General features: G+C 65.0%; 14 protein-coding genes, 1 other RNA gene and 1 pseudogene. 3 read left to right on the top strand and 13 right to left on the bottom strand.

All coding sequences use genetic code 11. From position 1 onward, the window contains the following. Window positions 1-34: 34 nt before the first annotated feature. A complete protein-coding gene (locus CGZ88_RS00490) occupies window positions 35-1,639 on the bottom strand; it encodes a DUF3375 family protein (RefSeq protein WP_101670850.1) in 1,605 nt (534 codons plus the stop codon). A 181-nt stretch (window positions 1,640-1,820) separates the two neighbouring features. Between CGZ88_RS00490 and CGZ88_RS00485 the strand changes: the two genes are divergently transcribed. Beyond that, window positions 1,821-2,186 (top strand): DUF488 domain-containing protein, encoded by a 366-nt coding sequence (locus tag CGZ88_RS00485; RefSeq protein ID WP_026645167.1) that lies wholly within the window; start codon window positions 1,821-1,823, stop codon window positions 2,184-2,186. A 21-nt stretch (window positions 2,187-2,207) separates the two neighbouring features. Here CGZ88_RS00485 and CGZ88_RS00480 read toward each other — a convergent pair whose 3' ends face one another. The 4 genes and pseudogenes from CGZ88_RS00480 to CGZ88_RS00465 all read right to left on the bottom strand — a co-directional run bounded on the left by CGZ88_RS00480 (window position 2,208) and on the right by CGZ88_RS00465 (window position 9,093). Further along, a complete protein-coding gene (locus tag CGZ88_RS00480; protein WP_051198604.1) occupies window positions 2,208-2,819 on the bottom strand; it encodes an HAD family hydrolase in 612 nt (203 codons plus the stop codon). A 149-nt stretch (window positions 2,820-2,968) separates the two neighbouring features. After that, window positions 2,969-3,379, bottom strand: a pseudogene (locus CGZ88_RS00475) (DUF4186 domain-containing protein); the annotation flags it as partial. 76 nt (window positions 3,380-3,455) lie between these two features. Beyond that, window positions 3,456-5,648, bottom strand: a complete 2,193-nt coding sequence (locus CGZ88_RS00470; protein WP_026645168.1) for a hypothetical protein — start codon at window positions 5,646-5,648, stop codon at window positions 3,456-3,458. 619 nt (window positions 5,649-6,267) lie between these two features. Further along, entirely contained in the window at window positions 6,268-9,093 is a 2,826-nt protein-coding gene (locus CGZ88_RS00465) for a carbon-nitrogen hydrolase family protein (RefSeq protein ID WP_243390013.1), read from the bottom strand. A gap of 366 nt (window positions 9,094-9,459) precedes the next feature. Between CGZ88_RS00465 and CGZ88_RS00460 the strand changes: the two genes are divergently transcribed. After that, window positions 9,460-9,888 carry a hypothetical protein gene (locus CGZ88_RS00460; protein ID WP_026645170.1) on the top strand — a complete coding sequence of 143 codons (429 nt, stop codon included), beginning with the start codon at window positions 9,460-9,462 and terminating at the stop codon, window positions 9,886-9,888. Between the two features lie 102 nt (window positions 9,889-9,990). Further along, the gene (locus CGZ88_RS00455; protein WP_026645171.1) at window positions 9,991-10,422 is read left to right on the top strand and encodes a PH domain-containing protein; all 432 of its coding nucleotides are present in this window, start codon (window positions 9,991-9,993) and stop codon (window positions 10,420-10,422) included. Between the two features lie 65 nt (window positions 10,423-10,487). Here CGZ88_RS00455 and CGZ88_RS00450 read toward each other — a convergent pair whose 3' ends face one another. From CGZ88_RS00450 to murG, 8 genes are all read right to left on the bottom strand, one after another. Next, complete coding sequence (locus CGZ88_RS00450; protein WP_051198649.1) at window positions 10,488-12,143, bottom strand: dipeptide ABC transporter ATP-binding protein; 1,656 nt, start codon at window positions 12,141-12,143, stop codon at window positions 10,488-10,490. 125 nt (window positions 12,144-12,268) lie between these two features. After that, entirely contained in the window at window positions 12,269-13,486 is a 1,218-nt protein-coding gene (locus CGZ88_RS00445; RefSeq protein WP_026645173.1) for an ABC transporter permease, read from the bottom strand. A 2-nt stretch (window positions 13,487-13,488) separates the two neighbouring features. Then, window positions 13,489-14,586, bottom strand: coding sequence for an ABC transporter permease (locus CGZ88_RS00440; protein ID WP_026645174.1), 1,098 nt, complete (start codon window positions 14,584-14,586; stop codon window positions 13,489-13,491). Window positions 14,587-14,701: 115 nt separating this feature from the next. Continuing rightward, window positions 14,702-16,327: an ABC transporter substrate-binding protein gene (locus CGZ88_RS00435; RefSeq protein ID WP_026645175.1), complete on the bottom strand. Its 1,626-nt coding sequence runs from the start codon at window positions 16,325-16,327 to the stop codon at window positions 14,702-14,704. Window positions 16,328-16,765: 438 nt separating this feature from the next. Further along, window positions 16,766-17,168: a transfer-messenger RNA gene (gene ssrA / locus CGZ88_RS00430) on the bottom strand. Window positions 17,169-17,296: 128 nt separating this feature from the next. Further along, window positions 17,297-18,505 (bottom strand): cell division protein FtsQ/DivIB, encoded by a 1,209-nt coding sequence (locus CGZ88_RS00425; RefSeq protein WP_243390012.1) that lies wholly within the window; start codon window positions 18,503-18,505, stop codon window positions 17,297-17,299. Window positions 18,506-18,837: 332 nt separating this feature from the next. Next, window positions 18,838-20,403 carry a UDP-N-acetylmuramate--L-alanine ligase gene (gene murC, locus CGZ88_RS00420; RefSeq protein WP_101670848.1) on the bottom strand — a complete coding sequence of 522 codons (1,566 nt, stop codon included), beginning with the start codon at window positions 20,401-20,403 and terminating at the stop codon, window positions 18,838-18,840. Window positions 20,404-20,509: 106 nt separating this feature from the next. Continuing rightward, window positions 20,510-21,700, bottom strand: a complete 1,191-nt coding sequence (gene murG, locus CGZ88_RS00415; protein ID WP_101671088.1) for an undecaprenyldiphospho-muramoylpentapeptide beta-N-acetylglucosaminyltransferase — start codon at window positions 21,698-21,700, stop codon at window positions 20,510-20,512. Between the last annotated feature and the right edge of the window lie 24 nt (window positions 21,701-21,724).

Raw genomic sequence — 21,724 nt, 5'->3', positions numbered from 1 at the left:
CTCGTCGTATCGTCATTCGTCGTATCGTCATTCGTCATATCGTCATCGTTGTGTCGTGCGCATCGTCGTCGCGCAAATCATCATCGCGCATCGCGGCCGCCATCGGTGTGACGTCCGTCTGTCTGAGGAAGTCGTCGAGCGCCTCGTGTGGCACGAGCAGCGCGCGCGTGCGCCACCGACGTTCGCGCCCGTCGCTGCCGACGCAACGCCAGACGCGTTCACCCTCGCCGTGCATGTCCGTCTCAGCATCACTGCCGAAATGACTGCCGCCGAAATAACTGAGGAAGCCAACGACTTCGCTTTCCCTACGTTCGTCGGCGTCCAGCGCATTGAAACTCGCCGCCATGTCCACGTCGTCGCCGCGGCGCACCGGATTCGCGGCGATCAGATCGACCATGTGCCGCACGCGCGGACCGCCGGCTGCGACGATCGCGGCCAGATCGGCGATTGCCGCGGCCGGTGCCTGCACGAGCGCGGGCGCAACGGCGCGCGCCAGCGTCCGCCTCGGGCGTCGACGCAGCGTCGGCAGCGACGCCTCGGCGATGCCGGCGTCGAATCGTTGTTTCGGCTTCGTGCGCGCCGCATCGCTGAGCCGGGTGAAGAGTTTTGCGAGGCCGCGTGACATCGTGCGGAACTGCATGTCGGTCTGCTGTCGCACGATCAGGCGGATGCTTTCGTCGGTGACGCGGATCTGGCGGCGCACGTCGTCGATGCCGCGGTAGATGTCGTCGAATTCGCGGTTGACGACGCTCATCAAATCGTCGGCTTCACCGTGCAGCCATTCGCTGTTCGAGATGTCCTGCAGCGCCTCGTTGAGTTCGGCGCGGCTCTCCGGCGCGTACATCACCTGGAACGCGTCGTTGAAACGGCGGCCTTCGTCGCTGAGATTGTAGACGCGGTCGAACTGCTCATGGTAGAACGTGAGCATCTCGTCGCCACTCATCGTGCCGTCGTCGATGCGCCGGCGCAGAGCGTCGCCGTTGTCGCGCTCGGCGATGACGAGTTCGCGCAGATCCACCGGCACGCCGCGCAGCGTGTTGTAGACGACGTTGATGATGTCGGAGACCTGTTCGCGTGTCGGACGATCCTCAATGCCGTGCGCCTTGAGCTCGTCAATCTGCCGTTGGCGTTGCGCGATCTCGGCCTCCAGCAGTTCGATGCGTTCACCGACGTTCACGGTGAGCTGTTTGCGCGCGTTCTCGATCTCCATGATGATCGAATTGACCTGCGCGCCCGACAACGAGACGGTGCGCCGTTGCAGCGTCGCGAGCGCCTCAATCGCGCGGTGCGCGCGCTGCGTGAGGCGGCACATGACGCGGTGCTGGCGGCGGTCCATCGAATCGGCGATCCATGCGTAGTCGCCGGCGTCCTCGGATTTGAGTTCCTTGAGGATGCGGCGGGCGGCCATCATGTCGTCCTCACCTTCGCGCGGCGTGTATTCGCCGGCGGCGGCCAGTTCGCCGATTGCCTCGCGCATGCGCGACAGCAGCCGTTCCTGCGGCACTTCGGCGGTCAGCGGATCGAAGCATGAGCGCAGCATCGCGATGTAGACGTCCGCGTACTTGTGCAGCAGCATGCGCAGCACGCCGGTCTCGTACACCGGCCGCAGCTGCGCGAGCTCGGTCCTCACATCCGCCATCGGCCGCCTTTCTCGCATCGTTCCGCGCACCCGCTCGTCCGCGGGCATGCCGCCTCCCATTGTAGCGAAAGGGCGGTGCGCAGGCCGAGGAGGCGGCGACGGTACGGACACACGGACGGAACCGTTGCGTGGCGGGCGAACATCGGTTGCGCTGCCGGATGCGGATCCTAGACTGGCGGATATGACGAAGTTGATGATCAAGCGCGCGTATGCGCCGGCGGACGAAGACGACGGCTACCGGATCCTTGTGGACCGGCTGTGGCCGCGCGGCGTGTCCAAGGAACGCGAGCATCTCGACCTGTGGATGAAGCAGATCGCGCCGAGCACCGAGCTGCGCAAGGCGTGGAGCCACGATCCGAACCGAATCTTTGAGTTCGCCGCAAGCTACCGGCGCGAGCTCGACGCGAACCCGGCGGTCGAGGAGCTCGAACAGATCATCCGCGACCATCCGAAGGTCACGCTCGTCTACGGCGCGCGCGACCCCGACGTCAACCACGCCCGCCTGCTGCGTGACTACCTCGAGGAGCGCATGGGCAGCGAAGCCTGAGAAGCGCGGCGCGCGCCAGCGCTAGCGCCGTAAGCAATCGGATGGCGTCATTTGCGCAATCACCGCACACGCATGCAGCCCTGCGGCGCCAAGGGCGGCGGCGCGGAAGGGATCGGTCGTGACGAATGCGGTGGAAACGGGGTCGAGATCGAAGGTCGCGGCGGCTTCGGAGGCCGTCAGACGACTGTCGATCGTGCCGTCAAGCAGACTCAGCCACGGGTATTTCGCATGCATGAGGTCGACGGCGCGACGCGAGCAGTTCGCGAATCCGTACAGGCGGACGCCGGCGGCGTGCAGCTCACGCAGCGCCGTCGGAACGCCTTCGGGCATATCATAGAAGCCCAGCGTGCGGTTCTCGAGCAGCAGCCGCATGATCCAGCCAACGGCGGGACCATGCTCACGGGAATAGTCATCGATGATCCGCTCGTCATCCCAACCTTCGATTGCGCGGCGGCGATAGTAGTCGTAGCCGTGCGGGTCGGCGACGTCGAAGAACATCGCGGTCACGCCGGACGGATAGAACAAGGAGACGATGCGTTCGGGGCGCCAATCGACGAGCGTACCGAAATAGTCGAGGACGACGGCGGTGGCCGAAGGCCCACTGCGCTGGAGTTCGAGGGATTCATTGGGCACAACCGCCATCGTAGCAGCGGCACGGCGCGCCGGCTGATCACAGATCAGAACAGCGGATCCATCGTCGCGGTCGACGTCGGCTTCGGCCGCGGAGACTCGACGGGCGTCGCAGCGGACGCCGCGGTCTCGATCGGCAGCTGCGGCTGCATCGGATGGTCGCACAGATCACGGTCGATCCACGCCATGACGAGCGCGGCGAGACGGTCGATCTGCGCATCGGTGAGCGGGCGCCCCTTGGGAATGTGATGCCAACGCATGATGCAGCCGCGGCAGCAGGTGGCCGTCGCATGCTGCGCCGTGAACACCGGATGACCTTTCCACGGCGTCTGTTTGCCGTCCTTGATCGGCCGGGCGTCGCCGACGCGCGCACGCAGCATCTCATGGGCGTGACGGTCAATCGTCACACGACCCTTCGCGCGCGCATAGGCGAGGTCAGCATCCGACAGCCGGAACTTCGCGCGGAACGGCGAGCCGGACAGCCGCTGCAACGTCCACATGACCCATTGCGGCTCATCGGTCGGTTCCGGCGTCGTCCCCTCGATCGGCATGTCATGTCCCATAGACTCCAGCGTAGTCGTTTCGCCGCTCCGGCAAGCAATCGCGGCGAATCTTCACGGGAATCGGACGGGACGGCCGTCAGTCGACGAGGTAATAGACGTTTTCGTCGGCGGGGGGAGGCGGCCGCAATGCTTCCGGACGATGCAGGAACGGCGTGTCCGGATCCGGCGGCGTCACCCCGTAGAAGGCGTACTGATCGTATTCGTCATGCTGCGAAAGATCAAGGCCCTTCGCGTAATAGGTCAAAGTAAGCGGCTGCCGGATGTCGGAACCGTAGGCGTAGTCGCCGGACAGACAGGCCTCGCCTTGGTTCTCCCCGGCTCGATCGTTCATGCAGTAGGTGTCCGATTCCGGCGCCTTCAATTCCAGCGCATGATCCTTCACCGTGCCTTCCGGGAACCACGTTGCCCTCACCGACGACTGGATGGTGAGCGTCGTCGACATCGCGTCATGCTTCACATAGCCGCTGCGCGGACCGGTCACTGTGCCATCATCGTCCAACGTCAGGCAGTCACCGGTTTTCTTCTGACAGTATCTGCCGGCGATCGGAGTGAAATCGCCGCGCTTGACCGCGGATCGGATCTGCGCGATCGTCATGTCGGCGGCCTTCTGCTTTACCGGCGCCTTCGTCGCCACATCGCAGCCCTGCTCATCGCAGACCGCTTCACCCTCACCCATCGCCGTCCAATCGAAAGGTGACGGCTGCACGAGGTAATACGCGGATTCGGCGCTCGGAGCCGGAGCGAACTTCATCTTCGGAGAGCCGGATTCAGTCGGGATGAACGGATTGACCACCGCCATCCCACCATCCATGGAGAGGGCGCTCACTTCGCGGTCATCGGCATCATAGAGCCGGGGGTCGCGAATCAGCAGATACGGCCGGTCGGCATCCGCCTGCCCCGTCTTCTCGTCGGATTGCACGAAATACCCGCTTCGACTCACACTCGCGATGTCGGCGTCCACCGGCACAACAATCAGATAATCGCTCATGCGATACACCAGTCCGCTGTCCTTGTGCTGCCGGCCGTCGTCGTCCGACTCCTCCCAGCTCTTCGGGGTGCCGTGGTCGCAATACCAGCCGACCCCGTTCCTTGGCTGCGTGCCGCACAGCGCAAGCTGGTTCGTGTCGTAGATGTCCAGGACGCCGGTGCTTCCGGTGCCGAGCTGGTATCTGAACGCCCCTTCCGGCTTGTCCACATCATAGTCGGGCATATAGTGCACCCCGGGGAGGTTGTCCAGCCGTTCTGCGCCGACGTGTTCGCCGTCCCGTTTCATCTGCAGGTAGCGCACCGGCTGCGTTCCCTCATTGGTGGAATCCGTCGGCGCCAGTTCGACGCAATCACCGGCGTCGGTGCACCATTGCCCTATCAGCGTGGACAAATCGGACGGTGTCTTGCCGTGATACAGCTCGCTCTCCTCGACGCCGTCGGCGGTGATCATCATCGATGCACGCAGATCCTTCGCGTTCGCCCCGATGTACATCGTCGCCCGGGAGGCCGCCGACTCCTTGCCGATCTGCGGTTCGGTGCGCACCACCTTACCGATCATGTCGCGGTCGGCGGGCACTAGTTTCACCCCGACCTCGAATCCACGCGATCTGAGCAGACGCTCGGCTTCGGCCTGCGCCACGCCATAGACCTCCACCGGCACGCCATCGCCTTTGACCCCGACGGCGAACTTGATGCCATCGGGCGAATCGGGGGCGGCCTCACCCACGTTTGTTCCCGTATCCGTTCCATCCGCTTCGCCGGTATCCGTCTTCGTCGCAGACGTCTTCGCGGTGCCGTCCCGCTCTTCCAATGCATGTCCGTCCTGCGGGAACGTGGCGACGACTTTGCCCGGATCGTCCGATACCATCGTGTACTTCGTGACCGGCACGCCCATATCGGACAGGATCTCTGTCGCCGTCCCCTCATCTTCGCCGATGGTCCCTTCCGGCACGCCGGGTCCGAGCGATTCGACGACGGTGATTTCCTGAGTGCGTTCGATCCGCTCGCCTTCTTGTACGCCGTCAAGCCTCAGATACGCGCCCCGCTTCTCCTTGCTGAATTCCTGACGTTTCTTCGCGTTGAAACGATCACCTTGTAATCGAGCGAGCACATCGTCTGCCGACGGGCTCTCGTCATCCGCACTGAAATACGGCACCGCATGGCTTCCCCACAGATGCAGGTTATAGGTGACGACGAATCCGGTGATCACGAGCAGCACAACGGCAACCATCGCGATGATCGTCAGCGGCAGTTTGCGTGGATTGCGGGCCGAAGCCTTCATATGGTCGCCGGAAGGCGAGCAAGGTGACGGTGCCGCCCCCATTCCGGCCGGTGGTGGCACCGACGGCAACGGAACTGCGGGAATTGGCGGCATCGCTCCCTTCGCAACGGTCGTTACGCTAACGGAATCCATAGCCGTCCGCAATTTGCCACCGCAGTTACGGCAGAATTCAGCGTCCGGAGCACAACACGCCCCGCAACGCGAACATGTCTCCGGCGTTTTCTCTTCCCTCATCGGCACCTCCTCTTCTGCCTGAGCGTTCTGATCTTACCGGCGACTTCGTCTTGCCGTCCTCTTTGCTACCCAGATTGCGTATGAGTACAAAGCATTCTGGAACCGTATCTGAGATTTTGGGGTGGGCGTCTTCGCGCACTCCCTCGCTGAAAGCCCCAATCTGTGCGATTTACACACAAAAACGATAAGAACCGCACAGATCAGTGGGTACCCTTCGCGGACCCCCACCCCAAAATCGCAGATACGACCCAAACCTCTTCTCAACGGGCCGGCGACGACAGGCACGAGCACGACGGCGGGGCCGGTGTCCGGGATGATGTTCCCGAAAACCGACCCCGCCGTCATGCGCATCCGTATGTCCGCGCCCTACGTCATAGGAACGCCTTCAGCATCGGTTCGCACGACGCCGGATCACCAGCAGCGTCACACCGGCGCCGGAGACGGCGAGCGCGAGCGCCATGACTGCCACGACCGACGAACCGGTGGCGGACAGCGGCGCCTGCGTCGCGCCGTCGTCCCCTGCCGCGACGACCGTATCAGTTCCGGCCGCGCCGGGGGCACCCGGCTTGTCGGAGGACCGAGGTGCGTCCGGCGTCGCCGCACCGTCCGTATCCTTGCCGGGCGCGTCACCCGTGCCGTCCGTCGGCTTGTCGCTCGGCTCCGGCTCCGTGGTCACCGGCGTCAGCGCATCGTAGGCCGCATTGAGCGCGTCCTTCGCTGCGGTCACAAGCGGCTGCTGTTCGGCGCTGAACGTTGTGTTGTCCGCGAGCGCCTGCGCCGTGAGCAGCGCGTCGGCGAGCGAGGCCACCGACTCATCGGTGTAGGAAGGCTTCGTTCCCTCGGCCGCGTCGACGACCTGGCGGGCCTTCGCGATCGGGTCGGCGAGCGCGCTCGTATCGAGTGCGCCGCCGGTCGCGTACATCGGCGTGTATCCGTCGATCGTGCGCGCCGCGAGCGCGTCGTACATCTTCGAATACAGCCTCGCCTGGAAGTTCGTGATGCGGAAGCCTGCGCTCCTGAGGTTCATCGTGCGCGTTTCGAGGTTGTCGGGATCGTAGAGGCCCTCGCCGAACGCCCAGTCCTTCGTGATTTCGGGCGTCGCGCCGCCGCCGGTGCCGGAGGTGTCGAGCGCCGAGCCGGTCGCGTAGTCGAACGGCGTGCCGTCCTTGCCGTTCCATGCGGTGATGATCAGGCTCGTCGAGCGGAACGCGTCCCGTCCGACGCCCATGTAGTTGTAGCCCTTGACCTCCTTGCCGGAGCTGACCGTCTCGCCGTTCTCGTCGACCGAGTAGATCGGCTTGCCGTCCGCATCGAGCGGATATCCGTCCTGTCCCCACAGGTTCGCGGTGACTGCCGCGAGGCCGTCACGGTCGGTGTAGCTGCCGATGCGCGATTCGCGGTACCATGCGTTGCCGGTCGTCGCGGTCGGGTGGATGAGCAGTTCGGCACCGCTGGCCGCGTAGTAGCGTCCGAGTTCGGGATAGAAGTGGCCGTCGCGGCAGATGTTGACGCCGGCCTTGAGCGCGGTGCCATCGGAGCCGGTGAATTCGGGCATCTCGAAGATGAGCGGCGTGTTCCCTGGCACCGACCAGACCTTCTCCTCCTGACCTGCGCGGTGCATCTTCTGGAACGATTCGGTGTGCCCGTCCGGGAAGGCGACGGCGGCCGAATTGTAGACCTTCTTCACGCCGTCGGCATCGACGATCGGGCCGCCGTCGGGCATTTCCGGCAGGCCGAACACGATGTACATGCCGAGCCGCTTCGCCGTGTCCGCCATCGTCCTGACCGATTCGCCGCGCGTATCGTCGCCGTCGGTGCCCTTGACCTTTTCGGCGAGCAACACCTGCATGTAGTCATCACTCGCCGCGAGCACGCGGTTGACGTCCGCGTTCGAGCTGTGCGCGTCGGCGTCGCCCTTCGGGTCGGTGCTGTCATAGCCGGTGAGCACGGTCTCGGGGAACACGATCAGGTCGACGTCGTCGGCGGCGGCCTGTTCGGCGTATTTGACCATCATGTCGACGTTCGCCTGCTTGTCCGCCCACACGCCGGCGACGTTGGCGACGGCGACGCGCGGACCGTCCGCGGAACCGTAGTAGTTGCTGAGCGACGTTCCCGATTCCTGCTTGTCGGCGAGTTCGGCGTACCACTTGGCGTAGTAGTCGGGATGGAAGTCGTTGGCGACGCGCGTCGTCGATGGGTAACTCACCCGCAGGTCCTTCGCGTTCGTCAGCGCACCTTCAACACCGACGATGAGCGTGCCGTCGGCGTTCTGTCCGGCGGAGTAGTCGGCGGAGCCGCGCACGATGACGCTGCCGCCGGGGAAATCATAGGGCTGCTTGCCGTCGGCGTCTGGGCAGCCGTCGGCGCCGACTAGATCGGCGGAGGCGATGACGAGGCCGTCGCGTGACGCAATCGATTCGAGACGGTTACGGTAGTACCACTCCCAGCCCTTGCCGTCCTTGACGCCGTCGCCGTCGATGTCTCGGTAGCTGCGGGAAGTCGCGGTCGGATTGATGAGGATGCCCGCGCCCTGCGCGGCGTAGTAGCGTTCGATCTCCGGATTCGCGTAGGTGTCGTAGCAGATGCTCAGTCCGGCGAGTCCCCACTCGGTGGGCAGCAGCACCGGCGTCGTGCCGGGCGTCGCCCACGATCCCTCCACCGGCGCGATCTTCTGGTAGCTGACGACCTTGCCGTCTGGTGAGGCGGCGAATGCCGAATTGTAGGCGTGCTCGCTGTCCCCCGGGATGCGTTCAGACGTGCCGAAGATGACCCACATGCCGTATGCGGCGGCCTTGTCGGCGAGTTCGCGCGTGATCGGGCTGGAGATCGTCTCGGCCTGGGAGACGGCCATCCTGTAGGCGGCGGATTCGGGATCGCTCGACGAAACGTAGCCGGTGAGCGCCATCTCCGGGAACACGATCATTTTGACGCCGGCGGCGTGCGCCTCGTCGATGTACTTGATCATGCTCGCCTTGTTCGCCTCCTTGTCTCCCCACACCGGGTGGAAGTTGACGACGCTCAGCGCGCCGGCGGGGATGACGCCGTTCGTCACGACGTCGGCCGCCGTGGCCACGGCCGTGCTGGAGGTGGTGTCGGCGAACGCGGTGTGGACGCCGGCCACGCCGAGCGACGAGCACATCACCATCGCGCCGACACCCGCCGTCACACGTCGCCATATCGGCGCGCGACGGGCGTCATCGTTGGAATGCATTGGGATTGGGGACCTGCCCTGCGCAAGCATATGGTTGCCTCTCTCTTCGTGCCCGCATCGAAACGACTTCACTCAACGAACCCCATCTACGACATGCCGAAAACGGCCATGGGTGAGCTGCGGACAGCAACCACGCTAGGAACGCCGGGTTTCGCGCAACTGAACGTCGGGTTTCCGGCGCGCTCCCCCGCGATTACGAAACGATTTCGACACGCGCCGACCATTTGCCGGCTCACATCGTTTGGAAACATCGGTGATGATATCGTGCGCAGTCGCGCGACAGGACATGGTGCGACGCGCAAACGGTGTATCGTTGAGCGCAGACGTGCGCCCGGCGCGCGCAACGGCGGCAAGGAAGGACTGACTATGACGCGACTGACGGACATGCTCGATGAATTCAAGAAGAACGATTGCCTGACGTCGTTGGCGTATGCGGGCGCACGCGCATGGGATCTCGTCAAGCTCAACATCGCGCTCAAGGCGCATGACGGCGGCGGCACGATCGTCTTCACACAGAAAGGCGACGACGTGCCTGACGAGGACGTGCAGGCGCTGCTCGAAAGCGAGGTCCCCTATCTCGTCATGTTCGTCTCGAAGCCGTGGCTCAAGGCGTACATGCGGCCGCGCTACGCGAACGCCGTGAGCGTCTTCCGCTGGGACGTCGTCGGTCCCGAAGGCGGCGACGTCAAGGACGAGGCGGTGCAGCGCGCGGCCGCCGTCACACTGCCCGGTCTGCTCTACGCGACCTTCGGTTATTCGCCGCAGTACTACGAGACGAACGGCTACCAGATCTGACGACGACGCGCCTTCCCCACCAACAGACGCGGTCGACGTTCCGCGGCGCCGGTAGTGTTGCGGAACGTCGACCGCCCAATCGACCATCATCTAAGGTGACCCATGGGATTATTCAACGCATTCGCAGGCAACCTGCAGCAGGTCAGCAACGACCAGCTCATGCAGCAGTACGGGCCGTTCCTGTTCAACGGCGAGCAGATCACGAACGGATATCAGCTGATTCGTGACGCCGTCGTGTTCACGAACATGCGCATCATCTTCATCGACAAGCAGGGCGCGACCGGCGCGAAGGCGCGGTACAAGACAATCCATCTCGACGCGATCGTCGACGTCGAGGTGGAGACGGCCGGCGCGATCGCCGACGACAGCGAGATCAACATCACCTATCTCAAGGACGTCTATCAGCGCAAGACTGGCGCGGAGACGCTCGACGAGATCACGCTCGAGTTCCCGCGCAAGTTCGACATCGCGCCGATCTACCGCTATCTGGGCGAACTGGCGATGGCGAACCGGCAGCGTATCAACGCGAAGTGAATGCGTGAATCGTGTCGCATGGCGCGGACGGATCCGTCGAATCCGTCCGCGCCATGCGACACGATTCACGCCTCCTTGGCGAGCAGCTCGCGCAACTCCTCGCGGTGCACGGCCTGTTCACGCGGATCGGGCACCGGCAGCGACGCCAGCAGCTTCTTCGTGTACGGGTCGGAGGGGTGCCGCATGATCTGCGACGCGTCGCCGTGTTCGACGATGCGTCCCTTGTGCATGACCATGATGCGGTCGGCGAGCATGTCGACGACGGCGAGGTCATGGGTGATGAACAGGCATGCGAAGCCGATCTCCGCCTGCAGTGTCTTGAACAGCTCAAGCACCTTCGCCTGCACCGACACGTCGAGCGCGGAGGTGGGCTCGTCGGCGATGAGCAGGCTCGGCTTCAGCGCGATCGCGCGCGCGAGCGACGCGCGTTGGCGCTGGCCGCCGGAGAGCTCATGAGGGAAGCGGTTCATGTAGGTGCGCGGCAGCTGCACCATCTCAAGCAGTTCGCCGACGTACTGCTTCGCCTGGGCCGCGGTCCGGTAGCGTCCATGTACGATAAGCGGTTCGGCCACGTTCTCGAGGATCGTCATCAACGGGTCGAAGGAGCTGCCCGGATCTTGGAAGACGAAGCCGATCTGCTCACGCAGCGGCTTGAATCTGCGCTCCTTGAACCCTTTCATCTGCATGCCGAGCACATCGAGCGAGCCTCCGGAGATACGCTGTAGGCCGGCGATGGCGCGGCCGGTCGTCGATTTGCCGGAACCGGATTCGCCCACGAGGCCGAGCACCTCGCTGCGGTGGATCTCGAAGCTCACGTCGTCGACGGCCTTGAAATCGGGCTGCATGAAACGCCCCGGATAGGTGATATCCATGTGCTCGGCCTTCACGACGACCGGCTCGGCGCGCCAATCGACCTTGCGCTCGATGACGTCGCCGGCCGCGTCGCGCACGACGAGCCGCTGCCCGATGCGCGGCACCGCCGCGAGCAGGCGTTTCGTGTAGTCGGCTTGCGGGTCGTAGAAAATCTGGTCGACGCTGCCCTGTTCGACGACATGGCCGCGGTACATGACGACGACCTGATCGGCGATGTCGGCGACGACGCCCATGTTGTGCGTGATGATGAGCACCGACGCGCCGAACTCGTCGCGCGCCAAGCGCAGCAGGTCGAGGATCTCGGCCTGCACCGTCACGTCGAGCGCCGTCGTCGGCTCGTCGGCGAGGATGAGGCCGGGGTTGAGCACGAGCGCCATGGCGATGACGATGCGCTGCTTCTGGCCGCCGGAGAACTGGTGCGGGTAGTAGTCGACACGTGTCGCGGCGTCCGGGATGCCGACCTTGTCGAGGATCTCGATCGACTTCGCGCGCAGCTGCTTCTTGTCGGTCAGACCGTGGGCGCGCAGACCCTCCTCGATCTGCCATCCGATCGTGTAGACCGGGTTGAGCACCGAGTTGGGTTCCTGGAACACCATCGCCGCGGCGTCGCCGCGCATCCGCTGCAGGTCGCGGCCGCTCATCGTGAGCACGTCGACGCCTTCGCCATCGGCGCCCGCGCGCAGATAGATCGCGCCTCCAGTCGTCGCCGTCTCGGGCAGCAGTCGGATGATCGAGCGTGCCGTCACCGACTTTCCCGATCCCGATTCGCCGACGACGCCGACGACGGTCCTGCGTGGGATGACGAAATCAACGCCGTCGATCGCCTTGATGGGACCTGCATCGGTCATGAACGACACACTCAGGCCCTTGATGTCGACGAGCGCGTCATCTGACCGTACTGATTGCGTGGGCTGCGCTGATTGCACGGGCTGCGCTGATTGCATGGGCTGCGCGTTCCGTCCGTCATGTTCACTCATCGTTTGATCACTCCCTCGGATTCATCGGGCACGTCTCGCACGACCACGGCGATCTGCGGATCCTGCGTCACCATGTACTCGTCGGAGACGGTTTGTGTGTCGCCGCCGCGTTCGGTCGGATCGGTCTCGGCGGCCTCCAACGCCTGTTCCTCGGCCACGGCGGCGAGCGATTCGCTCGGGTTCGGGGAATCCACCGACGTGTCCTCGATCGAGCCGATCACCTCGCCTGCGGACTTGCGTGCACGTAGGCGCGGATCGGCCAGATCGTTGAGCGATTCGCCGATGAGCGTGATGCCGAGCACGATGAGCACGATCGCCAGACCCGGGAACACGGCCGTCCACCAGATGCCGGACGTGACGTCGGCCACCGAACGGTTGAGGTCGTACCCCCATTCGGCTGCGGCGGTCGGCTCGATGCCGAATCCGAGGAAGCCCAGACCGGCGAGCGTGAGGATCGCCTCGGACGAGTTCAATGTGAGGATGACCGGCAGCGTGCGCGTCGAGTTCCTGAGCAGATGCCTGCCCATGATGCGCCAGGTGGAGGCGCCGACGACCTTCGCCGATTCGACGTAGGCGCAATCCTTGATGCGGATGACCTCGGCGCGGATCGTGCGGAAGTACTGCGGGATGTAGACGACCGTGATCGATATGCCGGATGCGAGGATGCCTCCCCACAGGCTCGACTGTCCGCCGGAGATCATGATCGCCATCAGGATCGCCAGCAGCAGCGACGGGAACGAGTAGACGGCGTCGGCGATGACGACGAAGACACGATCGATCCAGCCGCCGAAATAGCCCGAGACGAGGCCTAGGAACACGCCGGCGAAAATCGACAGCAGCACCGCCACGACGATGGCGATGACCGCGGTTCGCGCACCCCAGACGGTACGGCTGAACACGTCGAAGCCACCGACCGTCGTGCCCCAGATATGCGCCTTCGACGGGGGCGCCTGCGTCGGGAACGCGACGCCGTCGGCGCCTTTAATCTGCGCGTATCCGTACGGCGCGATCCACGGCGCGAACACGGCCACGATCAGGAAGAAGGCCGTCAGGACGAGGCCGGTGACGAGCATGCCCTTCTGCCAGCCGACGGCGATCTTCAGGTCGCGCACGACCGGCAGCCGCGAGAACCAGGATTTCGGGGGTTCGACGTTGAGCTTCTCCAGACGCGTGTCCCCCGGCACGCCGACTTTCAGTTCCGTGCTTTCGCTCATGGTCAGTACCTCACTCTCGGATCGATCAATGCGCTGATCACGTCGACGATGAAATTGACGACGGAGACGATGATCGCAATCAGGATGACGATGCCCTGCACCGCGACGAAATCACGCGCCTTGAGATAGTTGGAGAGCATGAAGCCCAATCCCTTCCATTCGAAGGTCGTCTCGGTGAGCACGGCGCCGGCGAGCAGCAGCGCGATCTGCATGCCCATGACCGTGATGATCGGAATGAGCGCTGGACGCCACGCGTGCTTGGACATCAGCCGCTTCTCGCTGACGCCGCGTGAGCGCGCCGCGTCGATGTAGCCGGCGTTGAAGGTGGAGATGACGTTCGTGCGCACGAGGCGGATGAAAACGCCCGCCGTCAGCAGTCCGAGCGCGAGCGCCGGCAGCACCGCATGCCGCAGGACGTCGACGAGCACCTTCATGTCGCCGAGCTGCAGCGCGTCGACGATGTACAATCCGGTGGGCGAGACGAGCCGGGAGAACTGCATCTCCGATTGCAGCGACGAACGGCCCGAGCTCGGCAGGATGCCCAGGCCTACGGAGAACACAAGCTTGAGCACGAGGCCGAGGAAGAACACCGGCGTCGCATAACACAGGATCGCGAACAGGCGAATGCCGGCGTCCTGCGCGCGGTCGCGGTGTCTGGCGGCGATGCGGCCGAAACCGATGCCGACGAGCAGCGCGACGATGAGCGAGAGCAACGCGAGTTCGAGTGTGGCGGCGCCATAGCGCGTCAGTACCGAGATGACCGGCTGGTTGTCGGTGAGCGTGCGGCCGAGGTCGCCGTGCAGCAGACCTCCGAGGTAATCGAAATACTGCACGAGGAGGGGACGGTCGTAGCCGGCCTCGTGGATGCGGCGTTGCAGCTCTTCGGGTGTGAGACGTCCGCCCATGGCGGCCGAGATCGGGTCCCCGGTCGCGCGCATGACGAAGAACACGATCGTGACGAGAATGAATACGGTGGGGATGATAAGCAGGAAGCGTCCGAGGATGAAACGGAAGAATCCTGCGGAAAGTCTGTTCTTGTGCGCGTCGGCGGTCGGCTTCGATGGTGCGTGATCGGCTGGCGATGCTGTTGCCTGTGACACCGGATCTCCTTGGGATGTATACGGCGGATGAGCTGTTGGACCGTGATGGGCGAATGCGAAGGCCGATCTGGTGCATCCCCGCGGGGATGCACCAGATCGACGATGCCGCGATGGCTCAGTTCTTCACGACCGAGGCGTAGCGGAAACGGAACGACGGGTCGAGCACGACGCCGGAGATGTTGTCGCCGGTGACGGCCACCTGATTGCCTTGCAGCATCGGCAGCGTCGAAAGGTCATCCGTCTCGGTCTTCTGGATGTCCTTGAGCATCTGCTCGCGCTTAGCTTCGTCCTTTTCACCGGCCTGCGCCACGATGGCGTCGTTGACCTCCTTGTTGGCGTAGCCGTTGTTCACGAAGTTGCCGTCGCGGAAGAACGGGGACAGGTAGTTATCCGGATCCGAGTAGTCCGGGAACCAACCGAGCTGGTAGACCGGGTAGCTGCCGTCGGAATCATCGGTGACGACGCGTTCCTTGTTGTACTGCGTCCATTCGGTCTGCTGCAGGTCCACCTTGAACAGGCCGTCGGATTCGAGCTGGCTCTTGATCGCCGCGTATTCGTCGGCGGAGCTCGAACCGTAATGGTCGCCGTTGTACTGGAGCTTGAGGTCGACCGGAGTGCTCACGCCTGCGGCCTCGAGCGTCTTCTTGGCCTTGGCAGCGTCCGGCTTGCCGTCCTTCGTATACGACTTGAGCGTGTCCTCATGGCCTGTGAGTCCGTCCGGGATGAACGAGTACAGCGGCGTGTACGTGCCCTTGTACACCTTCTCGGAGAGCTCGTCGCGGTCGATGAGGCTTGCCACCGCCTGGCGCACGGCCTTCGCCTTGGCAGCGTCGGCATCCTTCTGCGATTCGCCGTAGGGCTGCAGCTTGAAGTTGAAGGCGAGCATACGCACTTCGCCGCCGGGGCCCTTGACGACCTTCACCTTGCTGTTCTTGCCGAGATCCTCGATGTCGGTCGGCGAAAGGGAACGGTACGCGACGTCGACCTGTCCCTGCTCGACGGCCATCTTGAGGTTCGAGGCGTCGGCGAAGTACTTCACCTGCACGCCGGAGTTCTTCACCGGCGTCAGACCCTGGTAGTTCGCGTTCTTCGCATAGCTAACGGCCTCGTTGAGCTTGAACGAGTCAATCTGGTACGGGCCAGCGAAGGCCTTGCCGTTGACGATCGTGTCCGCGTCGGTGATCTTGTCGGCGGAGAACACCTCGTCGTCGACGATCGGGCCTGCTGGCGAGCTCATGACCTGCTTGAGCGTGACGTCGAACGGCACCTTCGAGTTGAAGACGACGGTCGTCTCGTCGGGCGTCTCGATGGAGTCGATGTTGGCGAGCAGCGAGCTCGGGCCGTTCGGATCGTTGATCGTGTTGATGCGGTCGTAGGAGAACTTCACGTCCTTCGCGTCAAGCGTGTGGCCGTTCGCGAACTTGAGACCCTCCTTGATCTTGACGGTGAACTGCTTGCCGTCGTCACTCCAGGTGCCGTCGTCCGCGGCGATGTCCGGGGACAGCTCAGACGTGTTGTAGTCCTGCGCGTACAGGAATGGGAACACCTGAATCTGCACCGCGTACGAGCCGTTGTCGTACGAGCCGGCGGGATCGAGCGAGGTCACCTTGTCGGTGGTGCCCACCAGTACAGTGTTCTCGTCGGCGGCGTCGGCCGTTCCTTCCTTCACGCCTCCGCATGCGCTGACCGATGCGAGCGCCGTAACCGCGGCCGCGGCGGCGATGATCTTCTTTGCGTTCACTGTGAACCTTCTCTCTGTGCGTCGTCCCCTTATTCTCTTCGGGGGCTTCGTTCACAGCACATTGTCAGTTCCATGCATTACCTACACGTTTCGTCTTGGCATCCGACCGGGGCGAATGCATGCCATCAGTCCTCAAAACCGTTGCAATCCCAACGATTGACGGTTCATGCACCTATATGGTCACATGCTGAGACCATTCGAGCGCGACGCGCGCACGGTGCCTACCGCACACCCATGCGCGGCGGTGATCCGCGCGGAACAGGGGTTCAACACCCGCGCGTCGGCGTCCTATGAATCGTCCTATGAAAACGCCGAAAAACGCCCGTGAAACGCTCGAATACGCATTTGAGGTAACTGGCGCGCCAGTGCGCCCGACAGGATGGAATCGTTGGAATCGCAACGAAAAAACGCCGCCCATGACTGGACGGCGTTTGAAGCTGGTGGAGCCGCGGGGAATTGAACCCCGGTCCGGTGACCGTACCCTCGTACTTCTACGTGCGTAGTCTGCTGACCACTGGGGTGGTTTTTCGGCCCCCATCAATGTCGCAGACGACTGATGGCGAGCCTAGCCACAGTCAAAGTCCCTACGTCACCCTGCGGTTCAGTGACGTAGGCAAGTCCTCTAACGACGCCCGACCTCTCCCCGAAGACCTGGGAGAGCGGACGGAGCCACGCTCGCTGGATTAAATCTGATTACGTTGAAAATCAGGCAGCGAGAGCGAACTCAGTGCGATTAGATTTAGCACTTAATTTAAATCGCAGAGCACATCACGAGCGGACTCTGCATTCTCGGCACGCTTCTCCGAAGCGAACAGATCACCGTCGAAACCAAATCGGCCCCTTTTGAATTATCAAACCCCGGCGATGAACCTCGCAGCCCCGTCAAACCGGACTTCTTAATATAACACGGCGAGACCTTTTCCGCAAGTCCATCGTTGCGAGAGGCATCGCACGCCCCGCGCCGCCCGCCTACTTGATGATCGGGCGGTTCGGCGCGGAGACGTTGATCTGCTTCTTGTCGCCGATTACCTTCGGATCGTTCATGATCTTGTCGGCGATCGCCATCTTGAGCTTGAGGTCGGTGGCGTCGCCCCAGACGACGATGATGCCGTTCGCGAAGGTCGTCGTGATCGAATCCTGCGTCGGCGCGCTCACGGCGGTGACGTCCTTGCGCCACCCTTCGGGGAACGCGTCGAGGATGACGACGGCCGACTGCAGCGCGCGGCTCTTGACGGCGTCGTCCACCGACGTCACGTCGATGACGGGGATGCCTTTCGCTGATTTGGCGTCGACGGCGTTGAGCACGCGCGCCTTGTTGTCGACGGCCGTGAGCGTGTCGCCTCCCTTGACGCGCAGCATCGCCGCCGGCCGCTGCGCCTCGACACTCACGTCGAGCCCGTTCGGGAAGCGTTTCGCCGCCCGCGCCGAGGAGACGCCGGGGATGCTCGAGAGCTGTTCCTCGACGGCCGCGTCGGAGACGAGCAGCAGCGACTTGCCCGCCTGTCCGCGCGCGATCGTCATGATCTGCCGCTTGCTCACCCATTGATTCGCGCCGGACACGGTGATCCGCTCCGGGCTGAGCCGCAGCACCGGCGAGAAGAACAGCAGCCAGACGATGGCGGCGACGACGGCGATTGCGCCGACGGCCGCCGCGACGTGCGTCACCGTCTGCCGCAGGTTCGCGCGACGGCGTTCCTTCTGCCGTTTCGTGAAATCGACGACCTTCGGACGTGTCGCCACGCCGACGGTGCCGGCCGTCTGCCTGAGCGTCTTCGCGACGATGTCCTCGCTGTGCATGTTGTTCGCGTCGACGAAGGACCCCGGTTCGCTTCTGCTGATCGGCTCGTCGACGATGCGCGCGCGACGCACCTGCGCCGTCTGCCTGCCGCGTTGCGGCAGCAGCGCGCGCATGCGTGCGACGAGCGACGTGCCGCCGCGCTTCGAGGATGACGTCGCCGAATCCTTCGCTGAATTTGTCGTCGATCCAGCCGATTTCACAGTCGACTTTTCCTTCGACTGCGCGACCGTTTTCGCAGCCGACGGCGTCCCCGATGTCACGGTGCGCGCACCGCCGGCACGCGCGCCGGCGTTCGATGCGACGCGCTGCCGCGTGCGCTGCGGCTCGAGCGGGAATCGGTGCTCCCCCGTCATCGCCGACGGCGACGACTTCGGTTTCACCGAACGTTTCACATTGCCGGTGCGCGCAGACGATGCCGACGATGATGCCGCGGTCGCCGAACCGGACACCTGCCGTCCGACATGCGGCGTGGCTGCCGTGCCGTCCCGATGCGACGAGACGGTCCGCCCACGCCGGCGGCCCTGCGACGCATTATGCGCGCTGCCCGCGCCCGACGACACGCTCCGCCCGCGCGTACCGTGAGCGTCGTGCGTACCGTGGGCGTCGCGTGCACCGTGAGCGTCGTGCATACCGTCCGACGTCCGATGCGCATCGTCGCGCGCATCATCACGAGACGAGCCGCCCGACGATGATCTGACGCTGCGCCCGGCCATCAGTCGTCCTTGCCGGCGTGCGCCTCGAGCACATGCGCGATGACGGGCGCCATCTTCGTGATGTCGCCGGCACCCACTGTGAAGACGACATCGCCGGGCTTCGCGCGCATCGCGATCATCTGCGCCGCCGTCTCCATGCGCTCCTCGACGTCGATCGACGCGTCGTCGCCGGCCGCGTCGGCGATCGTCGCCGCGCTCACGTCCGGGAAGTCCTGCTGCCGTTCGCGCGACGGGAACACGCCGGTGACGATGACGTCGTCCGCCTTTGCGAGCGCGTCGGCGAACTCCTTCGCGAAGAACTTCGTGCGCGAGAACAGATGCGGCTGGAAGAGCACGTGGATCGTCGCCTGCGGGTAGCGGCGGCGCGCCGCGTCGAGCAGCGCGGCGATCTCGGTCGGATGGTGCGCGTAGTCGTCGACGACGGTCACGCCGCCGACCTGCGCGCGGATCTGGAATCGGCGTGCGGCGCCGAGGAAGGTCGACGCGGCGTCGGCGGCGGCGTGCGGGTCCATGCCGAGCAGCGTCGCGGCGATGATCGCGGCCGTCGCGTTCCTCGCGTTGTGCAGTCCCGGCACGGCGAGCGTCACCGGCACGCGCACGATCGAACCGTCGTCGTCGCCGGCGTCCACCCGTCCCGCGGCGACGCTCGCAGGCATTTCGAGTGTGAAGCTTTCGGCGCCGTCGCCGGCGTGTTCGCGTTCGGCGGCGATGTGCACGTAGCGTGCGCCACCCAGTTCGCCGAGGTCGACGCGCGGCGTCGTGCCGTAGGCGACGGCGTGCGCGGCCGTGGCCTCGTCGAGCTGGCGCAGCACGGCGAGCGCGCTCGCGTCGTCGGCGCATACGACGATTGCGCCGCGCGCATGGTTCAGATGGTCGACGAAGGCGGCGTGGTAGGCGTCGGCGTCGCCGTAGTGGTCGAGGTGGTCGGGTTCGGCGTTCGTGACGATCGCGATCTGCGGCGCGTATTTCGCGAAGCTGCCGTCGGATTCGTCGGCTTCGGCGACGAGCACGTCGCCCGTGCCGGCGTGGCCGCCGTCGAGCGTGGTGCCGTCGGGGCCCTGAATCGATCCGCCGATCGCGTAGCTGGGGTCGGCGAGCGCGCCGGATCCGCCGTGCGTCAGGGTGTGGGCGAGCATCGAGCTCGTCGTTGTCTTGCCGTGCGCGCCGGCGACGGTGACGGCGCGCCGACCGTGCATGAGCAGCGCGAGGATGTCGCTGCGGTGCACAATGCGCGCGTCGTTCGCGGCGGCGGCGACGATCTCCGGATTGTCCGCCTTGATCGCGCTCGAATAGACGACGACCTGCGCGTCACGCACGTTGTCCTCCTGCTGGCCGATGCTCACCGGGATGCCGAGCGCGGCGAGGCGTTCCGTCTTCGCGCCCGCCTGCGCGTCCGATCCGTCGACGTCGACGCCCTGCTGGTGCAGCATCTCGGCGAGGACGGACATGCCGGCGCCGCCGATGCCGATGAAATGCGTCCTTCCGAGGTCGTCCACCCGCTCGCTCGGCGCGAAACGCGCGATCGTCGGATCGAGTTCGATGGGCTGTCGTGTCTGTTCGTTCACTGGGGAACACGCTCCTGTCACTGTGCTGATTGCTGTGCTTGCTGTGCTGTGTCGCGTTGTTTGATTGCTTGCCGCGTGTGATTGTCTGCTGATGCCGCGCGGGGCGCTATGCGGCGCCCCGCGCGTCGGCGATGTCGAGGATCCGGCGCGCCATGCGGTCGGCGGCGTCGCGGATGCCGTAGTGCCACGCGCGCTCGCCGTAGTCGCGCAGCGTCGCCGGGTCGGCGAGCAGCGCCGGGATGTGCTCCTCGACCCAGGTCGTCGTGAAGTCGTGGTCGTCGACGAGCAGGCCTCCGCCGGCTTCGACGACCGGCTGCGCGTTGAAACGCTGCTCGCCGTTGCCGATCGGCAGCGGCACGTAGACGGCGGGCAGGCCGAGCGCCGTCAGTTCGCTCACGGTGCCCGCGCCCGAGCGGCAGATGACGAGGTCGGCGCAGGCGAAGGCCTTATCGATCCGTTCGAGGTACTGCGCGACGTGGTAGTCGCGTCCCGGCTGCGAGTCCTCCCCCAGTCCGGTGAGCACCTGCGCGCCTGCCGACTGCACGACGCGGTCGCGCACCTCGTCGATCTTGCCTTTGCCGGTCAGATGGACGATCTGCGCGTGGCGCACGAGCGTGCCGGCGGTGCCGGAGACGGCGCGGTTGAGGCTCGCCGCGCCGAGCGAGCCACCGGTGACGACGATGACCGGGCGTTCGGGGTCGAGGCCGAGTTCGCGCGCGTTGCGGGCGCGGGCGCCGGCGCGGTCGTCGCGCAGCTGTTCGGCGAGCGCGGCGATTGCCGGACGCAGCGGCAGGCCGACGCGTTCGACGTCGCCGCCCTGCTCGGGCTTGAGGCCGGTGCCGTCGTAGGCGGTGCCGATGAAGCGCGCCCAGTGCGCGCCGAGCTTGTTCGCCATGCCGGCGCGCGCGTTCTGCTCGTGGATGACGACGGGGACGCCGAGCTTATGCGCGGCCGCGTAGGCCGGCGCCGACGCGTAACCGCCGAAACCAACGACGACCTGCGTGCCCTGCGTATCAATGAGCTGCTTGACCTTCGCCGTCTCGCGACGCCATTTCGCCGGGAACTTGAACATGTACACGCCGGGACGGCGCGGGAACGGTACCTTCTCGATCGTTTCGAGACGGTAGCCGGCGGCCGGCACGAGGTCGGCCTCAAGACCTACGGCCGTGCCGAGTGCGATGATGTCCGCGTCCGGTTCCCTGCGCCGGATCGCGTCGGCGACCGCCAGCAGCGGATTGACGTGGCCGGCGGTGCCACCGCCGGCGAGGATGATGCGATGCGGTGTTCCTGTGCCCATCTTGCCTTCGTTCATGCCTTCGTT

The sequence above is a fragment of the Bifidobacterium anseris genome, from assembly GCF_002860345.1.
Taxonomy (GTDB): Bacteria; Actinomycetota; Actinomycetes; order Actinomycetales; family Bifidobacteriaceae; genus Bifidobacterium; species Bifidobacterium anseris.
This window is presented reverse-complemented; position numbering and strand designations above follow the sequence as displayed.